Genomic DNA, 17622 nt, shown 5'->3' with positions numbered 1-17622 from the left:
CTTCTTATCGGTCTCGTCGGGTGGCCGGCCGGGTGGTGGACGGCGGCCCGGCCCGTGTCCGCGCAGGAAAGTGCAGGGAAAGTGTGTCGATCATAGATGCCGTCGGCGAGCCCCTTCCAGCCACTCGCCGGTTCCGCGCGGCGACCGGCGGCTCACCAGGATCGTTTTCGATCACACCTGGACGAGTTCTTTGTATGGCTGACCACTCGTGACGTTCCGTGAGCGATTCGGGGGCGTCATTTCCCCGGACCCGCGCCCGGCCGTCCTGCCGTGAACTCGCGTCCCTCACCCTTCCGGTGCAGACAAACAGGGCGTACCCCTACAAACTCCCACAGGCTGGGTGCGGTGTCCCGCGAAACGCCCCGGAGGTCCCCGTGCCGTGTCAGCTGCCCCTGAAGGCGCTCGGCCATGACGTCCTCAGGGTGCTGAACCGGGCCGGGGCGCGCCCCCGGCTGCGCAGCACCGCGGCCGTGTGCACCACCATGTCGGCGGTCGCCGCCACCTCGATCCTGGGCGGGCCGTCGGTCGCCGAGCCGTTCTCCACCGCGCCCTGCGCCCTGCAACGCACGGACGCCCACCACTCGGAGGGACTGGACACCTGGAACCCCTCCTACGTACGGCCGACCCGCACGCGGGACGCCGTCATGGTGTTCCTGTCCTTCCCGGACTCCACCCCGCGGACCACCCCCGCCGAACTCACCGCCGACCACTTCCCGGCCACCAGCGGGTACTTCGAACAGGCGTCGTACGGCAGATTCACCCTGCGCCCCCACCCGCTGCGGCGCTGGATCCGGATGCCGCGCCCGTCCACCGCGTACGCCATGCACCGGGACTGGAACGCCCGGGACCGCACCGCGTATCTGCGGGACGCGCTCGCCGCGGCCGACCCCGAGGTCGACTTCTCGCGCTACGACATCGTCTACTTCGTCGCCGACCCGGACGCGCCCGGCGTCGACTCGGACGCGACGAAGGTCGTCAACCTGGACGCCCCGCTGCGGGCCGACGGCAAGGAGATCCGGCGGGTGGTGACCGTCTTCGAACGGCACCCGCCGGACCGGCTGGTGCTCGCCCACGAGTCCGGGCACGTCTTCGACCTGCCCGACCTGTACCACCGGCCCGCGGACGGCAAGGGCGACTGGGACACCTACGTCGGGGACTGGGACCTGATGGGCAGCCAGTTCGGACTGTCACCCGACCTGTTCGCCTGGCACAAGTGGAAGCTCGGGTGGCTGGATGCCCGCCAGGTGACCTGCCTGTGGGGAAGGGGGCCGACCCGGCTGACCCTGGAGCCGGTGGAGGTGGGCCCGGCGGGCGCGGGCCCTTCGGTGACGTCCGCCGCCGGGTCCCCGCTGTTCGGGCTCGGCAGCGGAACGAAGCTGGTGGTGGTGCGCACCGGGAGCGACAGCGTGCTGGCCATCGAGGCGCGGGCGTCGATCGGCAACGACGTGACCGGGTGCCGGCAGGGGGTGCTGGTGTACCGGGTGCGCAGCGGGGCGGAGTCCGGTGGCGGCCCGATCGAGGTGATCGACGCCCATCCGCACACCGAGGCCTGCGAGGGGGCCTCGGTCCAGCCCGCGCTCGCCGACGCCCCGATCGACGTGGGGGAGAGCTTCACGGTGCCGGGCGACGGGGTCCGGGTGGAGGTGGAGAACCGTACGGCGTCCGGCGCGTACACCGTCAAGATCACCTCGGCGTGACGCCTGCCGCACACACAGCGACGGCGAGACCGGTTCGCTCTCCGCGACCCTGTCCCGCCATCGTCGTCGTGCGCCGCCAGGGACTCGAACCCCGGACCCGCTGATTAAGAGTCAGCTGCTCTAACCAACTGAGCTAGCGGCGCCTGCTGACGTCGTAGACCTTAGCATCCTGGTCGCTGGGAGGAAAAATCGATATCCGCACCGCCGCGCGGGCGGCCCGCACGGCCGCCCAGAGCATGACCTCCGGGCCCGGCAGCCAGGGGTGGCGGGTGTCCGGGGCGACGAGCCAGCGGGAGGCCGGCCGTACGCGGAGGGTGTCGTCGGACAGGGCCGGGAGGGTCACCGCGTCGCCGTTGCCGTGGCACAGCAGGGGCGGGATGCCCTCCTTGCAGCCGGCCTCCCGGCCCCGGCACCCCCACTCCTCCCACTCCAGCAGCCAGGGCAGCCGGTGCGCGGTGCCCGGCGCGGCGAAGAGCAGCATCCGTCCCCGGTGGACGGCCACCGGGCCCGACCCCGGGCCCTCGTCCCACAGCCGGTCCAGCATCCGGCGGCCGAAGATCGCGGGCACGTTCACCGCGTCGAAGACGGTGCCGCAGGGCAGTACGAGCGGTGCGTCAGGCCGCTCCCGCCAGAGGGCGAGCGTGCTGCGGGGATACGCGCCCGCCGAGGCCAGCCAGGCGGCGCCGTCCGCGGTGACGCCCGAGGTGTCGGAGCGGTGGCCTGCCCACCGGTCGAGGTGGTCGACGAAGGGTTCGTTCCCTGTGCGGCTCATGGCAGATACATCTACAGACTGTGAGCGGATGACCCCTCAGAGTTGCGGGAAATCGGGACAGGGGCGGGTGGACGGCGGTATCTTGCGCGCTCGGCATATGCCAGAGCCGGGGGAGGCGTGAAGCGCGGCGGTCAGACGGGGTCGGCCGGGTTGGCGTGGACGCCGCCCTCGGCTCCGCTCAGCAGATCCCGCCCGAACTCCACCATCTTCTTGGCGTAGTCCTCGGTCCAGTCCGCCCGCTCGGCGATGGCCGCCGGGGTCAGCCGGTCGAACCGCCGCGGGTCGGCGAGCTGCGCCGCCGCGATCGCCTGGAACTCCACCGCCCGGTCGGCGGCCGCGCGGAACGCGAGCGTCAGCTCCGTCGCCCGCGCGAGCAGCGCCCGCGGATCGTCGATCGACTCCAGGTCGAAGAAGTGCTCGGGGTCGGCGGCCGCCTCGGCCGGCTCGAAGAGCAGGGGCGCGGGGCGTAGCCGCGGTTCGTCACGACGCGGCGTTGGCTCCGCCATGTCTCGACCTCCTCGTACGGTTCGGATGACACCGCCCTGTGGAAGGGCCACCCTCCATTGTCTCCCGCGAACGCAAGGGGGCGGCCCGCCCCGCCCCACTCGTCAACTCCTCAGGGCCGCCAGGGCACCCGGTGTTCTCTCAGGTGGGCCAGTACCGCGTGGTTCGCCTCCCAGCCGGGGCTGTGTTCCTCGGCCGCCCCGGGCGGCGTGCCGGACTCCGTCCGGCGGGGGAGGGGGGCCGAGTGCCGGTCACGGTCGCCAGGGCACCCGGTGTTCTCTCAGGTGGGCCGGTACCGCGTGGTTCGCCTCCCAGCCGGGGCTGTGTTCCTCGGCCGCCCCGGGCGGCGTGCCGGACTCCGTCAGGCGGGGGGAGGGGGGCCGAGTGCCGGTCACGGTCGCCAGGGCACCCGGTGTTCCCGCAGGTGGGCCGGTACCGCGTGGTTCGCCTCCCAGCCGGGGCTGTGTTCCTCGGCCGTCCCGGGCGGCGTGCCGGACTCCGTCAGGCGGGGGGAGGGGGGCCGAGTGCCGGTCACGGTCGCCAGGGCACCCGGTGTTCCCGCAGGTGGGCCAGTACCGCGTGGTTCGCCTCCCAGCCGTCCGGGAACTTCACCGTGACCCCCAGCCGGACCGGTTCCGTCGACGGGTGGTCGTCCAGGAGGTCGGTCACACCCGCGCGGCAGACCACGACGCAGGCGTGCCGGTGGCGGGAGGCGAGGACGCACAGGCGGCCGGTCTCCAGGTGGAAGGCGGTGGCGTCGGGGCGGCCGGAGAGCGGGTGCAGGACGACCGTGACGTCGAACTCACGGCCCTGGAGGCGGTTCGCCGTGTCCACGGTGACATCCGGCACGCCCAGTTCCGCCAGCGCCGCGCGTACGGCTGCCGCCTGGTCGCGGTGGGCCGTGCCGACCGCGATCCGTTCGGCGGTCAGCGGTGCCGGGTCCGGCGACCGCTCCGAGACGGCCGCACCGCCCCGCTCCAGCAGCCGCCGTACGACCGCCGCCACCGCCCGCACCGCCTCCGGATCGGTGCGTGGAGTGTGCCGCGCGGGCAGCTCCAGCAGGCCCCAGCCGGACTCGGCGGCCTCGTCGAGCACCCGGTCGGGACCCGAGCCGTCCGAGGGGACCGAGAACGTCAGCCGCCGGTCCCCGGCCGACGTGCCGCTGCGGAACGGCGTGTACGGGTAGAACGCGTCGGAGACCAGCGGCGCCGCCGACGCCGGAAGCCGCCAGGACACCGGCAGCCGGTGCTGGGGCAGCTGCGGGTTGTGGGCCAGCAGGGTCGTCACCGCGGACGCCGACGGGTCGTAGGACAGGCCCGCCCACTGCTCGCTGCCGACGATCGCGAACGGGTCCAGCTGACCCGGATCGCCCACGAACAACGCCCGCTCGAACAGCCCGGCAACCGCGAGCAGGGCGTCCGAGCGCATCTGGTACGCCTCGTCCACGATCGCGTGCCGCCACGGCTCGTCGGCCTTCACATGCGCCCACTTCGCGGCGGTCGACAGGACCACGTCGAGTCCGGCGAGGTCGGCGGCCTTCGCCGACTTCCGTACGTTCGGCAGACTGTCGAGCGCCTTGTCGTACGGGTCGGTGTCGCTGCTGTGCAGCCGGCCCACGGGCAGTTCGGGGTTCTTCTCCGCCAGTCGCAGCACCAGGTCGTCGACCTGGGCGTTGGTCTGCGCGACCACCATCAGCGGCCGTCCGGCGGCGGCCAGCTCCAGCGCCGCGCGCACGACCAGCGTCGACTTACCGGCGCCGGGCGGGGAGTCGACGACGACACCGCGGTGCGAGCCGTGCAGGGTGTCGCGGAGGATCGCGTCGGTCGCGCGGGCGGCCGCGGCGCCGGGGTCGAAGGCGGTCTCCGGGGCAGATGTGGTCACCGAAGGTTCCAACTCCGTGACAGATCGTAGTATTGGCGCGTGTTGAGCGAGAACCAAGCTGGCACAGCAATCTCCAATCTTTGGGGAAGCCGGGCTGGTTCCAACCCGGCTGGTGCTGATCGCGGAAGACTCGACTGCTCGCCGAGCGATCGAGCGGCGTGAGCCAGGAATCCCTCTCGTTCACCGAGGGGGAGGGTTCAAAGCAGGTCCTCCTCGGTCACGGGGTCGGCAGCTTCAGGCACGGCGCCCGCCTCGCCCGGCGGGCCGCCGTGCGTCCATGGGGTCTGCTCCGGGTCGGGCAGCTTCGCGCCGCCGCGCTGCTCGTGCTCGAAGAGCGTGAAGCACACGCGGTCGCCCTTCTCCGGCACGGAACCGGCCGCAGGTTCCTTGCCGCGGCCCATCCTGTCCAGGATCCGCAGGACGACGAGAGTTCCCTCGGCGCCGTCCTCCTCGCAGGCGACGAACTCGGCCGACTGCGGCTTGCCGTCCAGCGACCGGTACGCCCTGGCCCGCTCGCCCAGGTGCGGACGGTCGTCGGTGCGCACGGTGACCAGCGGGCGCGGACTGGGCCGCTTGCCCTCGCTGTAGGCCGGGACGACGTCCGTGACCTCGCCCGCGAACGCCTCCCCGGCCAGCCGCCGCCCCGCCATGACCAGCGGGTCGTCCAGTGCCTCCTGGGCCTCCAGGCGGGCCTGCTCCCGCTCGCGCGTGGCCAGCTTGTTCGCCGCGGTGACCGCGTCGTCACGGCGCGGCTGCGGCGGTTCTCCGGCCCGCACACGGTCGCGGTGGCCGGTGAACGACCAGCGGTCGCGCGTCCAGCGCTCCTCGACGTGCGCGCCCTCGGGCAGCGCCCGCAGCAGGTCCAGGCCGCGCCAGACGTTCTCCCAAGTGGGGAGGGCGCACTTCGCGACCAGGTCGCGGATCCCCTGCTCGGCCGCGGTGAGGGCGCCCATCCGCTCGTCGGCGTCCAGGCCGTCCTCGGCGGCCGCGAGGGCGGTCCGGGCGCGGTCGTAGCGCTCGATCGCGGGTGCCAGCAGCTTGTTGTCGAAGGCCGGGTCGGTGGCGGGGCCCGCGGGCGGGCACTCCAACTGGCCGTCGGCGGTGCGGGCGAGCTCGGCCCGCAGCGCGGCCTCGGCGCCCGGCACGCCGTCCGGCGGGGCGATCCACGCCAGCAGCGCTCCCAGGTGCTGGTCCTCCAGGCTGGACTGGCCGGTCGTCCAGTGCTGGGCCAGCAGGTCGGTCATCGCCGGCAGCAGCGAGGAGCCGGGCACCCGGGCCCGCTCCCCGAAGTGGGTCAGCCACCGGCCGAGCAACGGCACCCTGGGCGGCGCCGGGTGGGGGGTCTCCGGGTCCTGCTCCGCGGTGCGGCGGAAGCGCATGGAGCGTCCGAGCAGCCGTACGAAGTCGATGCCCGCGCGGCTCGGCACGATCAGCTGGGGCGCGTCCGCGCACAGTTCCACCTCGACCTTGACCCGCTTGCCGCTCTCCGGGTCGGTCTCGTTGCGCTCGGCGGGCTCGACGGTGTCGGCACAGGAGTCGATGTACGGCAGGACCACATCGGCCAGTTCGGCGAGGAACGCGAACCGCAGGTCGCGGTCGCGCGGCTGCGGCACGGCCAGCAGCCGCGGCGCGTCACGGTCCGTGCCGACCAGCGCGCCGAGCGGGGCGCCCGCCTCACCGGCGGTGGTGAGCGGCACGAACACCAGCGGCCGCTCGGACAGATGCCGATGCCGGACGGTCGAGGCGGGCTGGGCCCGCCCGGTCCGCACGGCCTCCAGACGGCCCAGGGTGGCGATCAGCGACACGCCGCCTCCCGCACGGCCGGCTCCAGTACCTCGGCCCGCAGCGCGGCGGCCCGGCGCAGAGCCGCCACCGCCGGGTCGTCCGGGTCGCCCGCCTCGCCGTGGGCGGCCGCCAGCACGTCCTCGACCGTCGACAGCCCGCCCAGCTCGGCGCGGACCGAGCGGCCCAGTGCGGTCACCGCGCCCTGCTCGCGGGACCGCGCACGGCAGTGGAAGGCCAGCTCGCACGTGGCCAGGCACTCCGGCGCGTACGTCGCCGGGACCGCCTCCACCGCGGCCGTCAGCTCCTCCGAGGACAGCTCGGGGGAGAAGGACACGCCCTCGGGCAGGGTGCCGGCGATGTCCTCGACGCGGGTCAGCCGGGTCAGCTGGCGGGCGGTCACCGCGCGCTGCTTGCGGACGTCGACGGCGGACGCGGTGGGCAGGTTGGAGAAGTCCTTGGGGCACACCAGGAGCACCCGGTGCCGTACCCGCGGGACGGGGTCGAGGCGCGCGGCGACGTCCTCCAGCGCCAGCACGTACACCGCCGACTGCCGGGCGGCCGCGCCCACCTTCGCCGGGTCGGCGGAGCCGTCCAGCATCGGGAAGGACTTGATCTCCACCACCGTCCAGCTGCCGTCCGGGTGCACCACCACCGCGTCCGGCTCCAGGTAGGCGGGCGAGCCCGCCACCTCCAGGGCGAGCATCGGATGGTCGAGGAGCGTCCAGGCGCCCGCCTGCGTGGCCTCGCGCAGCGCCAGCGCCGTACGCGCCGTACGCCCCTCGGGGCCGACGGCGCTCAGGTCGGGCACCCGGCCCTCCTGCGGCGGTTCGGCGCCCGGGTCCAGCGTGGTGCGCGCGAGCCGCAGCAGCTCGGCGCCGCCGTCCGCCTTGACCCGGGCCTCGAACGCGTTGCCCCGCATGAAGGCGAACTGCGACTGACCGAAGACCGCGGGTGCGCCCAGCGCCTTGGCGAGCGCCGCCTTGTCCACGCCCGCGCCGTCCAGGACCGCGCGCCGTCCGCAGCCGGGGTTCGCGGCCAGCGCGGCCAGGGCACGGGCGTCCAGCGCCCGGGCCGGTACGCCGGGACCGCGCAGCTCAGCGAGCCTTCCCCAAGCTCTCGACTTCGCTCGGGCGGGGAAGACCCCAGGCTGGAGCGCCGTCTCCCGCGTCCTCGGGGACGGCACCCGGTTCGGCTCCGGGACCGATCCGTGCTTCGCGCTGACGTGGAATTCGCTCACCCGCCGAAGTCTGGCATCCGCCACTGACAATCGGGGAACCCGCGCCGTCGGAGTCCCCTGTGACGGCCGTGGCGCGGGGTGTCAGCAGTGCCTTGGCACGGTCCACGCCCCGCATCACGAACGGCGCGAGCAGCATCCCGATCCCCATGACGGCCACGCCCGCGACCGCGTCCAGGAGGTAGTGGTTGGCGGTGCCCATCACGACCAGCGCGGTCACCAGCGGATAGGCGACGCCCGCCGCCTTCGCCGCACGCGTGCCGCAGTGGCGCCACAGCATCACTCCGCACCACAGGGCCCAGCCCACGTGCAGGCTCGGCATCGCCGCGTACTGGTTGGTCATACCACCCAGGCCGCGCGGCGCGCTGGCCTCGCCGCCCCACCAGCCGTACGAGCTGTACTGGGCCATCGTGTCCACGAACCCGTGGTCCGGGGAGAGCAGGCGGGGCGGGCAGGTGGGCAGCATGGTGAAGCCGACCAGGCCGATGAACGTGGACGTCATCAGCCAGGTGCGGGCCGCCCGGTAGTGCGTGGTGCGCGCTCTGAACAGCCACACCAGGATCACGGGGGTCACCAGGTAGTGCAGCGACGCGTACCAGAAGTCGGCGGGGACGCCCAGCCACGGCTCGCGGGTGAACAGGCGGTTGAGGGGGTGCTCCGCGTTGAGGCGCAGCAGCTTCTCGATGCGCAGGATCGCCAGGCCGTGGTCGACTGCGGTGGAGACGTCGCCGCGGGCCAGCAGCCGGCCCGCCGAGTAGCAGCCGTACACCAGCAGGATCAGCGGCAGTTCGGTCCACCAGCGCAGGCGGGTGCGCGGGGCCGTCTCGGTGCGCCGTGCCGGTGCCTCGGTCTGCGGCATCCGATGCCCCTCCCCCTTCATCGCTGCGCTGCCCGGCGGTGGCCCCGGACGGTCGTGCCACTTTACGGTGCCCGACCCGACCACCTCGGGGTGCCCCCGGCCCTGATAGACGCAGCAACCGCCCCCCGGGTTGCCCTCGGACAGGGTGCGCGATGATGGAGGGATTCCGTCCGAAGACCTGAGTTTTTCCGGAAGGTTCTCCATGGCACCGCGCATCCTGTTGGCCCGGCACGGACAGACCGAGTGGTCGCTGTCCGGCAGGCACACCGGCAGGACCGACGTTCCCCTCCTGGAGGAGGGCCGGCGCGGCGCCAAGCTGCTCGGGGAGCGGCTGCAGCGGGCGCCGTTCGACGGCCTGCCCGGCGTCGAGGTCCGCACCAGCCCGCTGGCACGCGCGCGTGAGACGTGTGAGCTCGCCGGGTTCGGCGACCGCGCGATGTGCTGGGACGCGCTGATCGAGTGGGACTACGGCGCGTACGAGGGCCTGACGCCGCAGGAGATCCAGGCCGAGCGGCCCGGCTGGCTGATCTGGCGGGACGGCGTCCCGCGCGGGGAGACGCTCGCCGAGGTGACCTCCCGTGCCGACGGGGTGGTGGCCTGGGCGCTCGGCGAGGACCGTGACGTGCTGGTCTTCGCGCACGGGCACATCCTGCGGTCGATCGGCGCGCGGTGGCTGGGCCTGCCGCTCGACTTCGCGGCGCGTATCCGCCTCAACCCCACGTCGCTTTCGGTACTGGGCTGGGCGTACGGAGAGCCGGCCCTCGAGAACTGGAACGACGTGGGCCACCTCTCGTGACCCGTCGGCCCCCTGCCGCCGGGGCGGCAGGGGGGTGGGCTCTCCGCCCGAAGGGCCGTGGGAGGGATCGGGCGGTGCGGGTGGGCGCGTCCGCCCCGACGGCACGGCGCCGGGCGCCCGGCCGGCCGACCCGCGGTGTGGGCCCTCGCCTGAAGGGTCGGAGGAGGCACCGCGCGGTGCGGCTCGGCGAACCCGTCCGCGACGCGACGCCGGGCGCCCGGCCGGCCCGCGGTCGCGTCACATCGTCCGAGGGGCGCTCGCGTGCCTCTCCAGGAATGCGGACACTCCGCTCGCCCGGCGGTGCGGCAGCAGCACCCGCGCCGTTCCCGCCAGCATCGTCTGGATCCGGGACGACTGGACCTGGTCGAGCAGGTCCAGCACCCGCATTCCGGCGGCGGCCGCCTCGTCCGGCCGCCCCCCGCGCGCGAGGTCGTCGGCCAGCTCGGCCGTGTAGAGCGCGATGTTGCGCATGAAGTGGGGATCCTGCAGATGCGCGGCGCGCCGCGCGTGCCGGGCCGCCCGGGGCCAGTCGCCCAGCGTGGACCAGCACTGCGCCTCGAGCCCCGCCAGCTCGGCCTCGCCGTAGAAGCTCATCCATTCGGGGTCGGCGTCCGAGGCACCCCGCTCGTACAGGGCCTGCGCCCGCGCGAGCGCCCGCTCGCAGCCGGCGCGGTCGGCGAGCCCGGCCCAGCCGCCCGCCTCGCGCAGCGCGAGCAGCGACATCAGCCGCGCCGAGCCCAGCCCGCGTCCGACGCGCTGTGCGGCCTGCGCGGCCCGCACCGCCTCGCGGGGCCGTCCCGCGTCCCGCGCGAGGAACGCGGTGTTGCAGAAGGCGTGCGCCTCCAGGGCCTGGTCCCCGGTCATGCGCGCGGTGGCCAGTGCCTCGGCGTAGTGCGAGCGCGCGTCGTCGAACCGCCCGGAGTCGTGGGCCAGCCAGCCCACCGAAATGGCGAGTTCACCGGCGCCGGAGTGCAGCCGGTCGGCGGTGGTCTGCCGGGTCGCGCCGGCGTCGAGCAGCGCGTAGGCGGCGCGCAGCGGCGCGGCCGCGCGGCGGTAGAGACCGTCCGCTCCGTGCCGGTCGTCGAGCAACCGGATCCTGCGGACGGCCTCTTCGAGGGCCCCGGCGTCGCTCGCGCCGGCGCGGCGCGCTGGGCGGTCCGTGGCCGAGGCGTCGAAGGCGGGGCCCAGGGGGCCCAGCGAGGCGGCGGCCACCGTGGCGCCCCCGCGGGTCATGAATGCGCGACGCAGCACGTCGCTCTCCTCGTGGTTCTCGTGGTCTTCGTGCGGGTGGTACGGGTCGTGCGGGTCCGGCGAGTGGTGATCCGGGGAGTTCGGGTCGCCCGCCTCCGGTGCCTCGTGTGAGGCGCGCGAGGCACGTCCCCGAACAGCCGACCGGGGTGCGAAACCCAGGTCGGTCAGCGTGCGGCCCGGGAACATGTGCAAGAACACACGTTCATAGGCGTAGTTGGGGCAACGGATCTCACCCGCCTCCACCCGGCCGATGTAGCGCGCGTCACAGCTGACCCGCTCACCGATCTCGTGGGCGGCCCGCCGTACCGCCGCGGCGAACTCGGCCGGCGAGCGCTGTCCGCGCAGCCGCCGGAAGGCGAGATTCGGCCGTGGCGGGCGGGGGGACTGAGACGAGGTCACCGTCGACGACGTCATGGCCGGGCCCTCTCGTGCGAACCGTCGAACCATGCCGGACGCAGGGGAAGCTGCCCGAGTCACCCGGTCGGCGAGTCACCCGCCGCCCGAGTCGCCCCGGTCGTCCGGGGGACGCCCTGTTTCCGGCGAGCAAGAAAGTACCTGCTGTGTCCGCCCGGACACGCTGTGTTTGGCTACAAACCGGATATCTCATCCGTGATCTGCCATGAAGTGCCACTCTTCATGGCGGACTTCGCCCGTAGCCGTTGACGCCCTGCCGCGTTGAACCCCGTGGACCGGGAGCCGGCCAGACTCCCGACCCGCTCGTTCACGAGGAGGGATTTTCGTGATGGAGGCCGGGATGGAAACCCCGCGGAGTGCCGATCCCTGGACGCAGTCCCCGTGCGACGTGGTCACGGTGCCGGCCCGCCAGGGGCTGGAGGCGGTCGACATCCTGCGCCGCGGGCCGGGGGACGCGGTGGGTCCCGTGCTGCACGACGACGGGGGCGGCACACTCGGCTTCGTGGTGCCGGCGGGCACGGCCGCGGCCTGGGACGTGCCGGGGAGCACCTGCACCGAGACCGACGGACGGGGCCTGCGGCTGGCCCCGGAGCCGCCGGTGGAGGGCTCGGACTGGCTGGTCCCGCCCGAGGAGGCCGACCTCGCGACGGACCCCGCTGTGCTGCGGCGGGCGCTGGGGGAGGCGGCCCGGATGATCGAGGCTGCGGACAGCTGCTGCTGACCCCGGGGCCCCGCCCGCCCGGACGCCCGCCCACGGCCCCCGCCTCCCGTGGGTGGCGCACCGCACCGCTTGCGACAATGGGCCGATGGGAAGGTCCAGGAGCCCCCGCCGCGGGCGAGGAGCCGTCGAAGCCGTCACCGAACAGGTCGACGGCGGGCTCGCACAGCTCATACCCGACCGGGAGCGGGCGCGGGGCTGGACCCTGCTGATCGACGGCGCCCCTCAGTCCTACGTCGACCTCGACGACCCGGCGTACCTCTCCTTCGAGTACCAGCGGCGGCTCGGGCACGTGATCGACCTCGCCGCACCCGCCGGCAGGCCCGTCCACGCCGTGCACCTCGGCGGAGGGGCGTTCACCCTCGCCCGGTACGTCGCCGCCACCCGGCCCCGCTCCACCCAGCAGGTGGTCGAACGTGACGCGGCCCTCGTCCAACTGGTTCGCCGTGAGCTGCCGTTGGATTCCGGAGCCCGTCTCCGGGTGCGGTCGGTGGACGCCCGCGAGGGCCTCGCCAAGGTGCCGGACGGCTGGGCCGACCTGGTCATCGCGGACGTGTTCAGCGGCGCCCGTACGCCCGCCCACCTCACCTCGACGGAGTTCCTCGACGGGGTGCGCAGGGTCCTCAAGCCGGGCGGTGTCTACGCCGCCAACCTCGCCGACGGCCCGCCGCTGGCCCATCTGCGCGGCCAGATCGCCACCGCAGCCGCCCGGTTCACCGAGCTCGCGCTGGTCGCCGACCCGACCGTGCTGCGCGGCAAGCGCTTCGGCAACGCCGTGCTCGTGGCCTCCGACCTTCCGCTGCCGGTCGCCGAACTGACCCGCCGGGCCGCCACCGACCCGCACCCGGGCCGCGTCGAACACGGCCGCGCCCTCACCGACTTCACCGGAGGGGCCGCACCGGTCACCGACACCGCGGCGGTCGCCTCACCGGCCCCGCCGCCGTCCGCCTTCCGTTGAACCGGCCGGCCCCGTGGGCGCAACCGGGCGTACCGCGCGAGCCGAACCAGCCGGGGCGCTCCAGTAGTTGCCGATCTCCAGGTGCGGCGGTCCGTCGTGCCGGGCGCAGATGACCGACACCCGGTCCGGTTCCGGGGCGAACTCCACGCGGATCCAGGTCTCCATCCCCCACACCTGCATCGACCAGCCCGTGCCCGGCGTCGCGGAGACCAGGTTCGCCGAGACCTCGCCGAGGTCGAGGACCACCCGGCCGCCCTCGGTGTCGTAGTACGCCGCTGACCGTGCTGCGGCTGAACGCGGCCTTCGCTCGGAGCCGGGCCGGCCGCCGAGCAGACCCGGACGGCGGTCGCCCAGCCGGAGCGCGAGGTCGACACGATCATCCGCACCGCCCGGGAGGCCGAGCCGCAGACGGCGCCTGCCGGTCCGGGCGCCGGGTGCGACGCGGCCGAAGTCGTCCGCGAGCGGGTGGAGTTCTGGTCGGCGCTCGCCGAGGACGAGGGCCGCAACTGGCGGGTGGCCGGGGTCGAGCGGCCGGTGCGCATATCCGAGGCCCGCGCCGACCTCGCGGCCGCGCTGGACGCCCTGCTCGGCAACGTCTTCCGGCACACCGCCGAGGGCACGGCGTTCGCGGTCGACGTAACACAACGGCGACGACGCGGTGATCGTGCTGGTCTCCGACGCCGGGCCGGGCGTACCCGATCCGGACGCGGCGAAGCTGCGTGGGTGCGGATCGGGCAACGACGGCTCCACGGGGCTCGGCCTGGACATCGTGCGCCGGCCAGTGGAGTCCACCGGCGGGGACGTCCGGATCGGCTCCTCCGTGCTCGGCGGCACGGAGGTGCGGATCCGGATCCAGCTCGACGCGCGCTCCCTGGTGCGCTCGGGTCACCGGGGAGCGGTGCGCCGTCGTCGACCGGGCGGATCGGCCGCGCGCCTCGGCCGTCCCCGGTCCCTTCCCTGAGCACCCGCGTCGCGCGCGGGAAAGCGCCCCGGCCGGTTCACCCCCATCCGGCCGGGGCGCGCTGTGGGCCGGACGGGCCGTCAGGCGGCGTCCGGCGGCGGCAGCTCTCCGGTGCGGGCCGCCCTTCCGTACCAGTGGGCGCTGGACTTCGGGATCCGGGCGAGGGTGGGGTAGTCGACGTAGACCGCGCCGAACCGCTTGCCGTACCCGTACGCCCACTCGAAGTTGTCCATCAGGGACCACAGGTAGTAGCCGCGGACGTCCGCGCCGTCCGTGACGGCCCGGCGCACCGCCGCCAGGTGGGAGTGCAGGTAGGCGATACGCTCCGGGTCGTGCACGCGGCCGTCGGCGTCCACCTTGTCGTCGTAGGCGGCGCCGTTCTCGGTGACGTACAGCGCCAGCCCCGGCGCCTCCCGGGAGTAGCGCATGATCAGCTCGTGCAGGCCGCTCGGGTCGATCGTCCAGCCCATCTCCGTGCGGTCGCCCGGCGTCTGGTGGAACGCCACGTCGTCCGCGCCGGGCCACGGCGAGTGCGCGCTCGCCCCGTGACCGTCGGCCCGCGGGCTCTCCTGCGCCGCGTCCGCCGCCGACACCAGGGCCGGCGTGTAGTAGTTGAGACCGAGCGCGTCCAGCGGCTGGTGGGCGGTGCGCAGATCGCCGTCCAGGACGAAGGACCAGTCCGTGACCGACGAGGTCGCCTCCAGCAGCGTGGCCGGGTACGCCCCGTGCAGCATCGGGCCGTGGAAGACCCCGTTGGCCAGGTCGTCGACCTTCCGGGCCGCCGCCAGGTCCGCCGGGTTCTGCGAGACCGCGCGGACCACCGAGGAGTTGAGGCTGACGGCGACCGAGTTGCGGGACGGCATCGCCGAGCGCAGCGCCTGCGTGCCCAGGCCGTGGGCCAGGTTCAGGTGGTGGGCCGCGCGCAGCGTGGCCGCGGGCTCGGTGCGGCCCGGCGCGTGCACCCCGGAGCCGTAGCCCAGGAAGGCGCTGCACCACGGCTCGTTGAGGGTGATCCACTGTTCCACCCGGTCGCCGAGCGCCTCACCGACGATCTGCGCGTACTCCGCGAAGCGCAGCGCGGTCTCCCGCTCCGGCCAGCCGCCCGCGTCCTCCAGTTCCTGCGGCAGGTCCCAGTGGTAGAGGGTGACCGCCGGCTTGATCCCGCGGTCCAGCAGCTCGTCCACGAGACGGCGGTAGAAGTCCAGGCCCACCTGGACGGCGGGGCCCCGGCCGGTCGGCTGCACGCGCGGCCAGGAGATGGAGAAGCGGTAGGCGTTCAGGCCCAGGTCCGCCATCAGAGCCACGTCGTCGCGGTAGCGGTGGTAGTGGTCGACAGCGATGTCACCGGTTTCGCCACCGGCGGTCTTGCCCGGGGTATGGCTGAAGGTGTCCCAGATCGAGGGCGTACGGCCGTCCTCCCGCACCGCCCCCTCGATCTGGTACGCGGAGGTCGCGGCGCCCCAGAGGAAAGCGGGCGGAAAGGTCACCGGGGTCACCGGCTGTGCAGAATCAGGCATGGAAGCGCTCCCATGGAGGGTCGTGAAAGACCGACGGTTCGAAAGGGGAGGGTGGGCAGGGATCGACGGGGTGGACAGGGGCGGACAAGGGGCCGGTACCACGGTGACCCGGCCCCCGGACAGGCCGGGGGTGCGCGGCGGCCGGGCCGCCGCGCGGACGAGGACGGGCCGCGGGCGTCAGCCCTTGACCGCGCCCTGCATGATGCCGCCCACGATCTGCTTGCCGAAGATCGCGAAGACCAGCAGCAGCGGCAGCGTGCCGAGCAGCGCGCCCGCCATGATCAGGGACTGGTCGGGGGTGTAGCCGCGCCCCAGGCCCGCGAGGGCGACCTGCACGGTCGGGTTGCCGGTCTGGGTCAGCACCAGGAAGGGCCACAGGAAGTCGTTCCAGGTCTGCACGAACATCAGCATTCCCAGCACGGCCATCGCCGGCCGCGCGGCCGGGAACACCACGTGCCACACCACGCGCCAGCTGCTCGCGCCGTCCACCCGGGCGGCCTCGATGATCTCGTCCGGCAGCGCCTGAAGCAGGTACTGCCGCATGAAGAACACACCGAACGCGCTGACCAGCGACGGCAGGACCACCGCCTGCAACTGGTCGGTCCAGTCCAGCTTGGCCACCATCATGTACAGCGGGATCACACTGAGCTGCGGGGGCACCATCATCGTGCCGATCACGACGAGCATCAGCGCGCCGCGGCCCTTGAAGCGGAGCTTGGCGAAGGCGAAGCCCGCGATCGTGGACAGGAACACGACCGTCGCCGCCGATATCCCCGCCACGATCGTTGTGTTCAGGAACGCCTTGCCCAGGTTGGCGTCCGTCCAGGCGACCTGGAGGTTGTGCATCAGGTTCGAGCCGAACCAGAAGGGCGGCGGGGTCCGCGCCAGCCGGTTGTTGTCCCGGGACGCGGCGATCGCCGTCCACACCAGCGGGAACAGCGATCCGATGGTGAACAGTGCCAGGATCACGTACGCGATCGGGCCGGCATGCAGCTGCCCGCCGGCGCGGGCGGCCTTGGGCCGGCGCGCCCGGCGCGGCGCGGCGGTCGGGGTCTCGGGTTCGGTCAGGGTCGTCGTCACGGCCGGTACTCCTTAACCACTGGCGCGCAGCCGGCGCGAGATGACGTAGTTGACCACGCCGATCACGATCAGGATCAGGAACATCGTCCAGGCGATCGCGGAGGCCCGGCCCAGGTGCTGGTTCACCCAGCCCTGCTCGTACAGGTAGAGACCCAGCGTCTGGAACTGGTGCTCGGCACCGCCGGAGGCGCCCTTGTTGGCGTCGAACAGCAGCGGCTCGCCGAAGACCTGGCCGGCGCCGATGGTCGACACCACGGCGGTGAACAGGATGGTCGGACGCAGCTGCGGCAGTGTGACGTGGAAGAACTGCCGGAACCGGTTGGCGCCGTCCAGGGCCGCCGACTCGTACAGGTCGTTCGGGATGGCCTGCATCGCCGCGAGGTAGATCAGCGCGTTGTAGCCCGTCCAGCGCCAGATGATGATCGTGGAGACGGCTGTCCGGGAGGGCCACTTGTCGTTCTGCCAGTCGACGTGGTCGAAGCCGACCGAGTGCAGCACCCAGTTGATCATGCCGTAGTCGCGCCCGAAGAGCAGCACGAAGACCAGGGATGCGGCGGCGATCGAGGTCGCGTACGGCGCGAGCATCGCGACCCGGTAGAAGGTCGAGGCGCGCAGCCGGTAGTTCAGGATGTGCGCCAGGCCCATCGCCATCAGCAGTTGCGGGACCGTGGAGATGATGCCGATGGTCAGGGTGTTCTTCGCCGCGTTCCAGAAGAAGTCGTCGTCGAAGATCCGGGTGTAGTTGCGCAGCCCCGCCCACTCCATGTCGGTCGGCGCCGTCAGCTCCACCGTGTGCAGCGAGGCCCACGCCGTGTAGAGGAGCGGGAACAGCCCGAAGGCGACGAACAGCAGGAAGAACGGCGAGACGAACGCGTACGGGCTCCACCGCATGTCCCGCTGCCAGCGGCGGGACAGCCGCGCCCGGCGCCGGTGCTCCGCGTCGGCGGTCTCGGTCCCCGCCGGGCGGCCCGGGGCCGCGCCCCCCTCCTTCCCGGGGGGCGCGGCGGTGTCGTGCCGGGGTGCCGTTCCGGTCACCTGATGTCTCCGAGTAGGTGGCGGCCTTCAGACCGGGGCCCGGGGGTCGTCCACACGATCGGGTGAACTGTGCTCGATGCGTTGCGAGAACCAGGCATGCGGCTGGGTCCTTGATGTCGATGTGGACCGGGCTGGTTCCAGCCCGGCTGGTGTTGATCGC

The 17622-nt window shown here is 73.5% G+C and carries 14 protein-coding genes, 1 tRNA gene and 2 pseudogenes; 5 read left to right on the top strand and 12 right to left on the bottom strand.

Annotation, left to right across the window (positions count from 1 at the left end; all coding sequences use genetic code 11):
* The first annotated feature begins 374 nt into the window (after positions 1–374).
* A complete protein-coding gene (locus tag ACFY4A_RS10660) occupies positions 375–1697 on the top strand; it encodes a M6 family metalloprotease domain-containing protein (protein WP_390829044.1) in 1323 nt (440 codons plus the stop codon).
* Positions 1698–1766: 69 nt separating this feature from the next.
* Here ACFY4A_RS10660 and ACFY4A_RS10655 read toward each other — a convergent pair.
* The 7 genes from ACFY4A_RS10655 to ACFY4A_RS10625 form a co-directional block, all read right to left on the bottom strand.
* Positions 1767–1840: transfer RNA gene (locus ACFY4A_RS10655), tRNA-Lys, on the bottom strand.
* Positions 1831–2469 (bottom strand): bifunctional DNA primase/polymerase, encoded by a 639-nt coding sequence (locus tag ACFY4A_RS10650; RefSeq protein ID WP_390829043.1) that lies wholly within the window; start codon positions 2467–2469, stop codon positions 1831–1833. Before ACFY4A_RS10650 ends, ACFY4A_RS10655 begins: the two co-directional genes overlap by 10 nt.
* Positions 2470–2600: 131 nt before the next feature.
* Entirely contained in the window at positions 2601–2975 is a 375-nt protein-coding gene (locus ACFY4A_RS10645; RefSeq protein ID WP_365425239.1) for a hypothetical protein, read from the bottom strand.
* A 529-nt stretch (positions 2976–3504) separates the two neighbouring features.
* Complete coding sequence (locus ACFY4A_RS10640; RefSeq protein WP_390829042.1) at positions 3505–4854, bottom strand: AAA domain-containing protein; 1350 nt, start codon at positions 4852–4854, stop codon at positions 3505–3507.
* 197 nt (positions 4855–5051) lie between these two features.
* Positions 5052–6659, bottom strand: a complete 1608-nt coding sequence (locus ACFY4A_RS10635; RefSeq protein WP_390829041.1) for a hypothetical protein — start codon at positions 6657–6659, stop codon at positions 5052–5054.
* Complete coding sequence (locus ACFY4A_RS10630) at positions 6650–7822, bottom strand: hypothetical protein (RefSeq protein WP_390829187.1); 1173 nt, start codon at positions 7820–7822, stop codon at positions 6650–6652. The genes ACFY4A_RS10635 and ACFY4A_RS10630 overlap by 10 nt, the downstream gene beginning before the upstream one ends.
* Positions 7734–8732, bottom strand: a complete 999-nt coding sequence (locus ACFY4A_RS10625; protein ID WP_390829040.1) for a phosphatase PAP2 family protein — start codon at positions 8730–8732, stop codon at positions 7734–7736. Before ACFY4A_RS10625 ends, ACFY4A_RS10630 begins: the two co-directional genes overlap by 89 nt.
* Before the next feature lie 202 nt (positions 8733–8934).
* On the opposite strand from ACFY4A_RS10625, the gene ACFY4A_RS10620 reads away from it, so the two are divergent.
* Positions 8935–9528 (top strand): histidine phosphatase family protein, encoded by a 594-nt coding sequence (locus ACFY4A_RS10620; protein WP_390829039.1) that lies wholly within the window; start codon positions 8935–8937, stop codon positions 9526–9528.
* 237 nt (positions 9529–9765) lie between these two features.
* On the opposite strand, the gene ACFY4A_RS10615 is transcribed toward ACFY4A_RS10620, so the two are convergent.
* On the bottom strand, positions 9766–11193 hold the full coding sequence (locus ACFY4A_RS10615) for a hypothetical protein (RefSeq protein WP_390829038.1): 1428 nt from the start codon (positions 11191–11193) through the stop codon (positions 9766–9768).
* 340 nt (positions 11194–11533) lie between these two features.
* On the opposite strand from ACFY4A_RS10615, the gene ACFY4A_RS10610 reads away from it, so the two are divergent.
* Positions 11534–11914, top strand: a complete 381-nt coding sequence (locus tag ACFY4A_RS10610; RefSeq protein ID WP_390829037.1) for a hypothetical protein — start codon at positions 11534–11536, stop codon at positions 11912–11914.
* 85 nt (positions 11915–11999) lie between these two features.
* Positions 12000–12869, top strand: a complete 870-nt coding sequence (locus ACFY4A_RS10605; RefSeq protein WP_390829036.1) for a spermidine synthase — start codon at positions 12000–12002, stop codon at positions 12867–12869.
* Here the strand turns inward: ACFY4A_RS10605 and ACFY4A_RS10600 are convergent.
* Positions 12837–13139, bottom strand: a pseudogene (locus tag ACFY4A_RS10600) (hypothetical protein); the annotation flags it as partial. The gene ACFY4A_RS10605 and the pseudogene ACFY4A_RS10600 overlap by 33 nt on opposite strands.
* Here ACFY4A_RS10600 and ACFY4A_RS10595 point away from each other — a divergent pair.
* Positions 13139–13830 (top strand): annotated as a pseudogene (locus tag ACFY4A_RS10595) (sensor histidine kinase); the annotation flags it as partial. The pseudogenes ACFY4A_RS10600 and ACFY4A_RS10595 sit on opposite strands and share 1 nt — an antisense overlap.
* Positions 13831–13910: 80 nt before the next feature.
* Here ACFY4A_RS10595 and ACFY4A_RS10590 read toward each other — a convergent pair.
* The 3 genes from ACFY4A_RS10590 to ACFY4A_RS10580 form a co-directional block, all read right to left on the bottom strand.
* A complete protein-coding gene (locus ACFY4A_RS10590) occupies positions 13911–15347 on the bottom strand; it encodes a GH1 family beta-glucosidase (protein ID WP_390829035.1) in 1437 nt (478 codons plus the stop codon).
* Between the two features lie 177 nt (positions 15348–15524).
* Entirely contained in the window at positions 15525–16427 is a 903-nt protein-coding gene (locus tag ACFY4A_RS10585) for a carbohydrate ABC transporter permease (RefSeq protein WP_390829034.1), read from the bottom strand.
* A 12-nt stretch (positions 16428–16439) separates the two neighbouring features.
* Positions 16440–17462 carry a carbohydrate ABC transporter permease gene (locus ACFY4A_RS10580; RefSeq protein ID WP_390829033.1) on the bottom strand — a complete coding sequence of 341 codons (1023 nt, stop codon included), beginning with the start codon at positions 17460–17462 and terminating at the stop codon, positions 16440–16442.
* Positions 17463–17622 lie beyond the last annotated feature (160 nt).

This window comes from Streptomyces sp. NPDC001292 (assembly GCF_042896465.1).
Lineage (GTDB): Bacteria > Actinomycetota > Actinomycetes > Streptomycetales > Streptomycetaceae > Streptomyces.
Note: the sequence above shows the minus strand (reverse complement) of the source record. Positions and strands in the feature narration are given on the sequence as shown.